This window comes from Mesorhizobium sp. M1334, from assembly GCF_040317995.1.
GTDB lineage: Bacteria > Pseudomonadota > Alphaproteobacteria > Rhizobiales > Rhizobiaceae > Mesorhizobium.
In genome coordinates, this window is sequence record NZ_JAMYLM010000053.1 from 1 (window position 1) to 11,017 (window position 11,017).

Genomic DNA, 11,017 nt, shown 5'->3' on the forward strand with positions numbered 1-11,017 from the left:
TCTCCTGTCTGGAAGGTTGGCTCAACACCAAATCTTCTCAGACGGGGGCCTCCTCAGGCCAGACCCGCGCATCAGCTACCGCGGCAGCGGTTTAGTTCAATCAGATTTGCACGCCTAAGGGAATCCCACGCCGATTCAGCCTCAATTCATTCCGCTCTAGTCAGTCGGGTCGGCCGTATCGCAAGACCTCAGTAACAAGGCCATCATCAGGTCATCAGGCGGCCTCAGCCAGTTTCACGGCGTGCGCAAGCAGGGACCTGACGTCTATGGAGCCGTCGACAACGTATTGGGGCGAAATCGTCTGGCGAGACTCCAGGATCCTTTTGCCGATCATATACGCTCGCGCATCATTTATCGCATCGACCGCCAGCAGCCGCTCGCCTCTATAGTACCAAATCGACCGTGAGGCTTGATCACCCGCTCGCTCTACAACTCGATCATAATGGAAGTTCAAACCTGCAATCTGTAATTTGACGTCGTACTGATCCGACCAGAACCAAGGTCGCGCCTCGTAAACCTGTGACAGTCCGACGATATTTTTGGCCACCAGCTCTCCATGGTCTATCGCGTGGCCCACGCTCTCCAGACGGATATGATGGCCTTCATAAGGGAACGATGCGCACTCGCCTGCTGCCCAGATGCTCGGGTCGGACGTTCTCCCCTCGCGGTCGGTCCAGATACCGTTGTCGATCGCGAGCCCTGCTTCCTCCGCCAGCCGGGTTCTTGGCGTCACGCCAATACCCACGATGACAAAATCGACCGGGAGTTCTGTTCCGTCCGACAGAAGCGCACCGGAAACCCGATCCTCACCCAGTAGCCGATCGAGGCCAGTTCCTTCCTTGATCAACACGCCGTTCACAGAATGCAGCGCCCTAAAGAAGTCGGACGTCTCGGACGCCGCGACCCGTTGCAGAATCCTTGGGGCTATCTCAACCAAAATGACCTGAAGCCCAAGCTTCGCACCGACCGCGGCGGCCTCCAGACCGATATACCCTCCGCCGACAATCAGGAGTCTGCGCCCCGGAATGAACTCGGCGGCCATCGCGTCGACATCTGCGACGTTACGGATTGTATATACTCCTCTCAAGGAACCGCCCATTGCCACCGGCAGTCTCTTCGCAGTTCAACCGGTCGCAATTGCGAGGTGCTCATAATGGAAGATTTTGCCGCCCGCATGGACGGACCTGGTCACACGATCAATAGCGGTGGCTGACTGACCAAGCACAAGATTTATGTCATGTTCTTTCCAAAACGACGACGCACGAAGAGACAGCCGCTCTAGGTTGACCTCCCCGAGTAGATATCCTTTTGATAGAGGCGGTCGCTGGTATGGCTCGACGGGTTCTTCACCTATTAACGTGATGGGACCCGAAAAGCCGAGCGAGCGCGCCTTCGCTGCGAGTGACGCTCCTGCTTGACCAGCGCCGATGACGACGATGCCAGACATAGGACTTTCCTTTGACCTGATCGACGACCAGTCCCTACCGACCAGCCGTCCGCGCTCGGTCTCACGGCTGCCTTTCCGGCAAAAGCAGGACCAACCCTTCGAGAGCTTCGTTGACCCTGATCTGGCAGGTCAGGCGCGAACGCGCCGGATCCGTCGCGAACGCAAAGTCCGGCATGTCCTCCTCCATCGGTTGCTTGGCAGGAAGTTTGTCAATCCAACTCGACTCGACATAGGCATGGCAGGTGGCGCAAGAACATGCGCCGCCGCAGTCTGCCTCAATGCCGGGAATACGTTGTCGCGAGCCCCTTCCATGACGCTGGTTCCGCGGGGCACATCCACCACATGCGGTTGGCCGTTATGTTCAATATAGGTTATTTTGACCATCATTAGAGGATCCTTGCTTGCAGCAGGCGGTAGGCGCGTCGGCCGGCGAGGTCGCGCAAATCCGCCGGTTCACTTTTTTCGCATCTGTTTCATACGAGAGCGTGTGCGCGCCGTGGCTTCTTCCGAACCGTCATGGAAGGTTCCGAACCACGCATCGCAGGGCACTTCGGGTTCGCCATAATTGCATTCAAAGTAGCGATGATGAAGTTGGTGGAAAAAGTCCCCTACCCTTAGTCCAGCATTGCCGTTCTCGCCCAACGTAACGGACTCGTATCCCGCATGCGAGCTGACGGCCAACAACACCTTGGACTGCAGATGGAAAAGAAAATGGATCGGATGCGAGGCCAGCACAAAGTGAATGGCCACGGAACTGAGATAAATAATGTGCTCGACCGGATGCATCGACATGCCAGACCAAGGGCCAACAGTTACATTCCTATGATGAAGAGAATGCGCAAAATTATAGAGGGGGCCCCAATGTAGCAGCCGATGTATCCAATAGAAGTGAAGAACGCCATAGAATGGTAAAAGTATGAACCACAGGACAAACCAAACCGGATGACTGGCGAAATTTAGCATCGGCATGTATCCGTTTGCATAAGCCCAGAGGCCAAGAACCTCATATGCCGTCCAAACGGTAACGCCGCTAACAATTGACCAGAACACATTGTCCAGAAACTGGCTGCCAAACGTGAACAGCGCGCTCTTTTTATGGAATGGGCGCGCATCGTACCGAAAACGATTTCCCTGCATTTTGAACGTATAGAGATAAAGGTGCATACCGCCGGCTAGCAAGATCATCAACACCAAATTGCGCAAGTAGACGGCCGCAATCCAGTCAAGGGCAAAGGTGCGCGTAACTGACAGGGATGGGGTGAGGTAGAACCATGTAAGAAGCGAAACGCCAACTACGATCAAACGATCCGAGACGGGCATCCAGGAGTTCCACAGGAGCTTCAGTCCTTTGGTGGGGCCGCGCTTGAGGTCGAAGAGGGAGTGATCCTGGAGGGGGAGGTCAGGATGGTAGTTCCATACTGATTTATCCGCGATCGGCGCTCGGCGCTTCTCAACTTCAAAAGTCGTATTTGCCATCTGCGCGCTCCCAAAGCTTCTCATATTCAGTCGAACTTTAGCGGTCGCCCGAAAGACATCAGGGCCGCACAGGTTCGGTTGGCACCAAGCATGTTGCGATAGCTGTTCAGGATCAAATGAAATCTAGCGCGCTCTTGCATTCCATGAGGGAATGCCTCAGCCCTATTTGGTCGGCCTGAACGGCGCCAACTGGAAGCTATCCAAGCCCAGGCCCGACCCAGGCCGGGACCATAGAGCGGCACTGCTGCGGCGACATACTATTGAAATCTCTAAAGCACTTTGCGAAGTGCGAAGGCGAGATAAATCCGCAGGCCATTGCGACATCGATGATGGGCAAGCGTGTACCTTCAATCAGGCGCCTGGCATGATCCACGCGAATGCGTAAGTATTGGCGTAACGGAGGCAAACCCACCTGTTCGGAAAACAGGCGTTCCAACTGGCGCCGGGAGACGCCGGCGCGTTGGGCGATTTCGCTCATGGCCAACGGGCATTCTATATTCTCTTCCATGATCCGGATCGCCATACGAAGCTTGTCGCTTACGCCTGCAAAGGCGAGACCCGAAGGCCCGGTTTGACGATGCGACCCCGATCGCTGGCCCTCGACAATGGCATGACGGCACACTTCCTGGGCGATGAACGCGCCGGCGTGTCCGGCAATGAGGTCGACTGCCAAGTCGAAGGCTGCCAGTTCGCCCGCGCAGGTCGAGAACTGCCCATCTTTGATGAAGAGAGAATCGCGGATCCGCGGTTGAGTGAAGACCTCTGAAAAAGCGGGAAGCCGGGACCAGTGGATTGTGCAGCGCGCAGCTCCGAGAAGGCCCGTCTGCGCCAACAACCAAGTCGCTGTTCCAATCGCTGTCACTGGAACTCCATGGCGTGCAGTTATACGCAAAAACGCATTGAGTTGTGGCGTGAGCTGGTGCTCCACTGGCTCGCCTGAAACGACCGCCAGGTGGTCTAGCTTGCGCTTTTGCGAACCGGCGTCCTGTTTGGCTATCGTTGTGTCCACGGCGATCGATAGACCGTTCGCCCCCACGACCGATCGTGCGTCGAGCCCCGCAATCCGCCACCGAAACAGCGGCAGTCTCGATACTGTGTTGGCTATCCGAAACGGCTCGAGGAAGGCATGAAGCGCAAGGTGCGAGAATCCCGGTAAGACCAGAGCCAGCAATTCAATCGGGCGGTCGGCGATCGCCGGGGCGTCCAGTGCGGTCGACGACCTGATAGCGCTGATGTTGGCAGGAGCGTTCATCGGATACGTCCATGCAGTTGGCCGAGGCCTGATCCGTAACCGGGCTCAACGAGATCCGGCGTGGTTGAGCTAATGCCCGGTGTCAACGATTGGCTCCAGTCACGCTCGGACCGAGACCGGTTCGTCTAGGATGCCGCCACAAACCGCCGGCGTCGCAGCGTGCTATCCTTCGCTTCTTGCCAACCGAAAATCTCGCCCTAAAGCACTGCATCACCGATTTCGAGTTCCCGGCGTTTGATAAAATCAAGGAGCGCTTCGTCAATGGCTTCGTCGATCGGCGGTTCCTGGTATTCTTTCAGCGCCCGTACTGCTGCCTCGATCCCACGTGTATTGGCATCTTTAGCGCCGGCGAAGGACCACTGCTCAAAGCTGTCGTGATTCATTAATTCGGGAACGATAAAGGCGCGCTCAAAATTCTTTAGCGTGTGCTCAGTTCCCAGGTAGTGACTGCCTGGCTCACTTTGACGGATCGCATCGAGCGCTTCATCGATCTCGCGCAGAACAACGCCTTGTCCAAGCTTGTAAAACATCACCATCTGCTCGGAATCGAGCATGAATTTGCTATAGCTCTGGGTCAACGCCGCTTCGAGATAACCGGTCGTCGAAAGAACGAAATTCGCTCCGGCAATCAGCGCGCCATACATATTGCGCGCCGCCTCATAGCCTGCCTGGGCATCGACCAGCTTTGAACTTGTATTGCTGCCGCTGCAGCGCCAGGGCAGCTTGTAGTGCCTAGCCAGTTGGCCGACCAGCATGTTCATGTGGCAGATCTCGGGTGTGCCGGCCATCGGGGCGCCGCTTTTCATGGAGACTGTGGCTAGCCACTGCCCATAGATGCAGGGCGCGCCTGGCCGAACAAGCTGCGCGAAAGCGATACCGGCGAGTGCCTCGGCATTGAGCTGGGCAACCGCAGCCACGGTGCTGGCCGCGGTGCTGGCGCCGCCAAGGACGAACGGCGCAAAAATCATCGCCTGGTTATTCGCCGAATAGACCTTGACCGCATCGAGCATGGTGGCGTCCCAAACGAGCGGCGAATTGCAATTGGCAAGCGCGATGATGACGGTGTTGTCCTGCACGAATTCGTCGCCGAAAACGATCCTGGCCATGGCCACAGTGTCCTCCGCCCTCTCGCGCGAGGTTACCGCGCCCATGAACGGCTTGTCGGAGTAGCGTATCAGGCTGTAATTCATGTGCAGATGGCGCTTTGGAACGGCAATGTCCATCGGCTCGCAAAGAACGCCGCCAGTCATATGCATTGCCGGCGCCTGGTAGGCCAGCTTCGCGAAATTGACGAAATCCGAGATCGTCGAATTTCGGCGCTTGCCCTCAAGGTCAAGCACGTTTGGCGACCCATAGGCCGGCACAAAGATGCTCTTGCGGCCACCGAGGCTGATCGTCTTGGCGGGGTTACGCGCATGCACGGTGAACGTTTCAGGAGCTTTGGCTACAAGCTCCAGCAGCTGATTCCGGTCGATCCTGACGCGCTGACCGGATACGTCGGCACCGGCAGCGCGCCACAGTTCAATCGCCTCGTCGTCACGAAATTCGATGCCGATCTCTTCAAGTATCTGCATAGAGATATTATGCATCCGCAGCAGATCATCCTGGTTGAGCAAATCCATATATGGCAGCCCCCGCTCAAGCGGCGGCAACCAAGTAACTGTTCTGTCAGAACGCAGTTTTTGCCGAGCGTCTCGGCCCCCAGATCTCGCGGACATTTTTGTGATTCCTGATTTTGCATCACAATATAGGGCGATGGTTCCTAGACAGCCACCAACAAAAAATAATGTAACTTATGAACTGACGTTATGACCGGAGTTTAGCCCAGGCTATTCGTCAGATGATCGCGCGATGAACCGCTCCAGCCCGCCTGAGAAAGCTGGCCGTTCCCTGCCGACAATGAACATTAAAGAGGCTGCTCGGGCGCCGACCGTTTCAGCGGCAACCTGACGATTCACCCGTACGGGAGTCACCTAGTAGACGGCCTTGGCACCAGCGACTTCCAGTGTGGTCCCGGCGATGAAAGCTGCCGCATCCGAACTGAGAAAGTAGACCGCATCAGCAATATTCTCAGGGCTGCCAAGCCGGCCCAGGGGGTTCGACTTGCTGAGTTCCGCGACCGCTGTGTCGGGATTGAACCCCCGATGGATGAAGCCGGAACGCAGCATGGGTGTGTCAATCTCACCGGGGCAGACGGCATTGACCCTTATCGCGTCGCTGGCATGGTCGCGGCCAAGGCATTTTGAAAACGTCGCGACGGCGGCCTTGCTCGCGCAATAAGCTGCGTGACTTGGTCCTGGATAGATGCCCCAGGTCGAAGAGATGTTGACGATCGAGCCTCCACCATTCTCCTTCATGAAGGCTATTGCCCGCCTGCAGGTGTAGAATACCGCTTTGAGATTGATATCGAAGGTTCGTTCCCAATCCTCATCGCTCGTATCGAGGATTGTTCCGCGCGTGATGATGCCTGCATTGTTGACAAGGGCGTCCAGGCGATCGGTAAGGCTGATGGCGGTATCGATGAGATCCTCGCAATAGGCCTTGCTTCTGAGGTCACCGGGCTTTGCCAGGCCATTATCCCCGCTTCTGTTGATTTCGCTGATCGTCTCAGCCAAGCGTTCCGCATTGGTGTCGCCGGCGACGACAAAATAACCGCTCGAGGCGAACTTCTTACAGATCGCCTGGCCCATGCCGCCCGCCGCTCCAGTGACGACGACGGTCTTGCGTTCGGTTTTCATTTTCGTTCACCCGGTGAATTTCGACGGAACCTCAGTCCGACCGCAAAGCAGGGTTGCAAGCCGCAGCAAGGGAGAGATGTTTCAAGAAAGCTGATCATTTCATGGCTATAGACGGTCATGCACACCACGCAGAATTGCTGACGTGGTGATCACACCCACGTCGACCCCGCCTTCATCGACAACAACCAGCGGCGTGTTGTCATGTCGATTTGACAGACCAAGCAATTCCTTGATCGAGGCATCGAGGCCGAGCCGCGGGGCGCCGGCCAATGGCGCGCCTTTTCCGTCCTTGATAAATTCCTCAAGCGGCATCATCATTGTCTCTGCTTTCAGAAGCTTCAACCGGCTGCTGCCCTGGACGAATTTTTCCACGTACGGGTCATTGGGATTCCCGAGGATCTCGTCGGCGGAACCGATCTGAAGCATCTTTCCGTCTTTCATCACCCCGATGTGGTGCCCCAGCCGGACGGCTTCATCCAGGTCATGGGTGATGAACAGTGTGGTCTTTCCCAGTCTAGTCGAAAGCGCCTTGAATTGGTCCTGCAACTCGCGCCGAATGAGCGGATCGAGGGCCGAAAATGGCTCATCCATCAACAAGATGGCGGGATCGGCCGCCAGAGCTCGGGCGAGGCCAACGCGCTGTTTCATACCACCGGAAAGTTGATCAGGGTAACGGTCGCCCCAACCTGCAAGTTGGACGAGCTCCAGCTTTTCTTCAGCAATCTCGGAGCGCTGGCGAAGGCTCGCCTTTCTCAGTTCCAGCGGCAGGGCGACATTGTCGCGGACTGTTCGGTGCGGGAGAAGCGCCACATTCTGGAAGACCATGCCCATTGAGCGGGCGCGGATCTCGCGCATTTCAGTTTCGGTCTTCAGGTTTATATCTTCGCCGCCGACAATGATCTGTCCGGAGCTGGGCTTGATCAAGCGGTTCACATGCCGGACAAGCGTCGACTTTCCGCTTCCGGACAAACCCATGACACAGAAGATCTCCCCGGCCTCCACCTTGAAGGAGACGCCGGCAACGGCTGCCACGCAGCCATGCTTTTCGAGGAGCACGGCCCTTGAAAGGTGATCGCGTTGGACACTGGCAAGGTCGAATTTGGAGTTCGTCCCAAAGACCTTCCAGACATCCTTGAATTCGACGGAATGCGCTTTCAAAGGTAAGCTCCAGGTTTGAGAGGTATCGCCGCTAACCCGGGTCAGCACTTCCTTGGCTGCGTGCCTTGCTCGGGCGATCCGGTCGTCCGACTGATCAATGCGGGCCGATTTTGAGGCCTGAGCATCATGGTAGCCCTTCTTGCTTTTCAGCTTGGAGCCTGTTGCCGGCCGATATCCGGCTCGACCGGGCCTGCCTGGAGCTGCTGTCGGGGAGGCGCGAAGATTGGGGTGAAGAGCGCGGCCGGGCCACGTCCATACCAGGCAACGTCAGTATAGCGTCTGCCCTGAGACATCGCGGACTGTGTCAGGCGATCGAGAATGATCGCCAGGATAACGATGCCGATACCGCCTGTAGCTGCCAGACCAATATCGAGACGGCCGATCCCGCGCAAAACCATCTGCCCGAGTCCACCGACGGCGATCATGGAAGCGACAACAACCATGGAAAGTGACATCATCAAAGTCTGGTTGACACCGGCCACTATGCTCGGCAGTGCCAACGGCAGCTGAGCCTTGAACAGCAGCTGATTATTGGTGGCACCAAAGGCACGCATGGCCTCGACCACTTCTTCGGAAACCTGCTGAATGCCAAGGGTGGTCAGCCTGATGACCGGCGGGAGCGCAAAAATGATTGTCACAATGACACCCGGCACGTTGCCGATACCAAACAGCATGACCACTGGCACCAGATAGACGAATGATGGGATGGTCTGCATTGTGTCGAGGATCGGCCGGGAGATCGCAGCAGCCCGATGACTTCGAGCGGCAATGACGCCCAACGGAATACCGACGATCGTGCAGAATAGAACGGCGGTGAAGACGAGGGAAAGCGTTGTCATCGTCTCGCCCCAGATACCGAGAAGCCCGATGATCACCAACAGACCCGCGACCTGAAGTGCCAAACGCCACCCGGCGATCTGCCAGGCAATCAATCCGAAGAACAGAACTGTAATGACAGGCGGGATGCCATTGAGCGCGAGGTCAAATCCCGTCAAAAGCCGGTCAACTGGCCACTTCAAGCTCTGAAATAACGGTCGGTAGTGTTCGACTATCCACCCCACCACATCGTTGACCCATTGGCCAAACGGAATTCGCCAGGTTTTGAAGGGATCCAGAATGTCTTCGGGCTTCACGAAAGCTCCTTTCGGTAGAGCACAGGCTATCGAGTGCTTCCGGAGATGGCCAAAGTCCAGTTGACGAGTGGCTACGTCGTCAGTTCACGATAAGAAATGGAAGGGATGGGCAGCAGACCGTTTCGGCTGCTGCTGCTAAGGCAATCTTTGCTTGTGTTGCATTGTTGCACTTCCTCCATCCGTGACTGCAGCACAGCTTGCGACGCTGTTGTCTGGTTATTCCAGCACGCTAACCAGGCACGGGTGGCAAGACAACCGAACAAAAACTTATATGTGGCGGACTAAATGTTATCAGGCGTCGATGGAGCGGTTTTCGCGATCGCAGCCTCATCACCGAGCAATGGCTTGGCATCAATGAATTCGGGGGACGACTCCGGCAGGAGAGGCTTCAGGTCCGAGACCTGCGTGGTCAGCCAATCTCGAAAGATCTGGACGTCCTCGCGTCCGATCGCTGTGACCGGAATGACAAGGTGATGCTTTCGGCCGGTGAGATAGCTTTCCTGCACAGGCCTCACCAGGGTGCCTTCACTGAGGTAATCGCTCACCAGATGACGCCAGCCCAGCCCGATGCCATGCCCTCTGATTACCGACTGCATCATCGTTGGATAATTGTTGAAGGTGATGGTGCGCTTGAAGGAGGACGAGATTCCGAATTGCTCCAGCCAGTGGGTCCAATCGAAAGGTGACCAGGGGTAGGCCGACCAATGCTGGTCGTCCATGGCCAGGAGAACCTCGTTTACGAGATCCGCCGGCGTCAGGATTTGCGAGTGTGCCTGATAGGCCTTGCTGCAAACCGGGAAGACCTCCTCGCTGAAGAGCTCGGTCGCGATGAAGCCCGGACGCGGCAGATATCCCATCACCACCGACACATCGAAACCGTCGGTTGCCGGCGCCGGGCTGCGCTCGAGCGAGACCAGGTGAAGGTCGACTTTCGGATTGCTGGCGACGAAGTCTCCGATCCGGTGGCTTATAAACAGAGTCGCGAACGACATCGGCATGCCGACGATCAAGGGTTGGGCCTTTTGCCTCCTGCGCACGCTGTCAAAGGCCGCGGCCATGTGGCCAAGGCTAAGCGTCACGGCTTCGAACAACTCCTCGCCGGGCGGAGACAGGGAGACCTTCTGGTTGCCGCGATTGAAGAGCTGGATCTGGAGGTGGTCCTCCAGCGTTAGAATGTGGCGGCTCACGGCCGCCTGGGTGACCGACAGCTCATTTGCGGCCTTGGTGAAGCTTAGATGCCGGGCCGCTGCTTCAAATGCCCGAAGGGCGCTCAAGGGAAGCCTGCGATAGTCCTTCGACATGAGAAATTGTTATACCCGTCCGGACAAAAAGTAAATTGCGTCTCGCTCCGTTCTCTATAAGCATCGGGCTGATCGATATCAATGATCTCAATTGCGGAGGATCGAGGGAACTTCAGTCGAGGTGCGGGTCGACCACACAGCGGATCGCAGTCCTGATCAGACAAATAGAAGTCATTGACTGGCCAGGAAGACAACTGTGAGGGGTGACCGACGTTTTGATGAGGCCGCGGGTAACATCCTCGCTGCCGAACGAGATCAACGCGGCTTCGGCATTGATCCCTCTAGCATGTGTCTCAAGGAAGTGTGACTAGCAGCTCAATCAACTCCCAAGGCTCCAGCCGGAAGCCTGGTCGGTACCCCATAGAGCATGGGGTACCGATCCCCTTTAATTATGCACGAGGCAAACCGAATGGCCGACCACGAAGAGATCATCCTTTCCGAGCTTTCCGACGAGGAACTTGTGCAGCAGATGCACGACGACCTTTATGACGGGCTGAAGGAAGAGATCGAGC

The 11,017-nt window shown here is 56.8% G+C and carries 7 protein-coding genes and 3 pseudogenes; 1 reads left to right on the top strand and 9 read right to left on the bottom strand.

Annotated elements, in window-relative coordinates; genetic code table 11:
* Nucleotides 1-214: 214 nt before the first annotated feature.
* From NKH17_RS32780 to NKH17_RS32820, 9 genes and pseudogenes are all read right to left on the bottom strand, one after another.
* Nucleotides 215-1,447, bottom strand: a pseudogene (locus NKH17_RS32780) (NAD(P)/FAD-dependent oxidoreductase).
* 61 nt (nucleotides 1,448-1,508) lie between these two features.
* Nucleotides 1,509-1,831, bottom strand: a pseudogene (locus NKH17_RS32785) (2Fe-2S iron-sulfur cluster-binding protein).
* Between the two features lie 69 nt (nucleotides 1,832-1,900).
* Nucleotides 1,901-2,923, bottom strand: a complete 1,023-nt coding sequence (locus NKH17_RS32790; RefSeq protein WP_352973482.1) for a sterol desaturase family protein — start codon at nucleotides 2,921-2,923, stop codon at nucleotides 1,901-1,903.
* A gap of 196 nt (nucleotides 2,924-3,119) precedes the next feature.
* Nucleotides 3,120-4,175 carry a GlxA family transcriptional regulator gene (locus NKH17_RS32795; protein ID WP_352973483.1) on the bottom strand — a complete coding sequence of 352 codons (1,056 nt, stop codon included), beginning with the start codon at nucleotides 4,173-4,175 and terminating at the stop codon, nucleotides 3,120-3,122.
* A 197-nt stretch (nucleotides 4,176-4,372) separates the two neighbouring features.
* A complete protein-coding gene (locus tag NKH17_RS32800) occupies nucleotides 4,373-5,893 on the bottom strand; it encodes a trimethylamine methyltransferase family protein (protein WP_352973484.1) in 1,521 nt (506 codons plus the stop codon).
* Nucleotides 5,894-6,148: 255 nt separating this feature from the next.
* Nucleotides 6,149-6,865 carry an SDR family NAD(P)-dependent oxidoreductase gene (locus NKH17_RS32805; protein WP_502910653.1) on the bottom strand — a complete coding sequence of 239 codons (717 nt, stop codon included), beginning with the start codon at nucleotides 6,863-6,865 and terminating at the stop codon, nucleotides 6,149-6,151.
* A 153-nt stretch (nucleotides 6,866-7,018) separates the two neighbouring features.
* Nucleotides 7,019-8,071 carry a quaternary amine ABC transporter ATP-binding protein gene (locus NKH17_RS32810; RefSeq protein WP_352973486.1) on the bottom strand — a complete coding sequence of 351 codons (1,053 nt, stop codon included), beginning with the start codon at nucleotides 8,069-8,071 and terminating at the stop codon, nucleotides 7,019-7,021.
* Between the two features lie 146 nt (nucleotides 8,072-8,217).
* Nucleotides 8,218-9,204 carry an ABC transporter permease gene (locus NKH17_RS32815; RefSeq protein WP_352973487.1) on the bottom strand — a complete coding sequence of 329 codons (987 nt, stop codon included), beginning with the start codon at nucleotides 9,202-9,204 and terminating at the stop codon, nucleotides 8,218-8,220.
* A 281-nt stretch (nucleotides 9,205-9,485) separates the two neighbouring features.
* Nucleotides 9,486-10,505, bottom strand: a complete 1,020-nt coding sequence (locus NKH17_RS32820; RefSeq protein ID WP_352973488.1) for a LysR substrate-binding domain-containing protein — start codon at nucleotides 10,503-10,505, stop codon at nucleotides 9,486-9,488.
* 409 nt (nucleotides 10,506-10,914) lie between these two features.
* On the opposite strand from NKH17_RS32820, the pseudogene NKH17_RS32825 reads away from it, so the two are divergent.
* Nucleotides 10,915-11,017: pseudogene (locus NKH17_RS32825) on the top strand (cobalamin-binding protein); the annotation flags it as partial.

Bases quoted from the DNA above. Each gene is read 5' to 3' on its own strand.
- NKH17_RS32800 (WP_352973484.1), bottom strand. From the start codon at position 5,893: ATGTCCGCGAGATCTGGGGGCCGAGACGCTCGGCAAAAACTGCGTTCT.
- NKH17_RS32790 (WP_352973482.1), bottom strand. From the start codon at position 2,923: ATGGCAAATACGACTTTTGAAGTTGAGAAGCGCCGAGCGCCGATCGCG.
- NKH17_RS32795 (WP_352973483.1), bottom strand. From the start codon at position 4,175: ATGAACGCTCCTGCCAACATCAGCGCTATCAGGTCGTCGACCGCACTG.
- NKH17_RS32805 (WP_502910653.1), bottom strand. From the start codon at position 6,865: ATGGGCCAGGCGATCTGTAAGAAGTTCGCCTCGAGCGGTTATTTTGTC.
- NKH17_RS32820 (WP_352973488.1), bottom strand. From the start codon at position 10,505: ATGTCGAAGGACTATCGCAGGCTTCCCTTGAGCGCCCTTCGGGCATTT.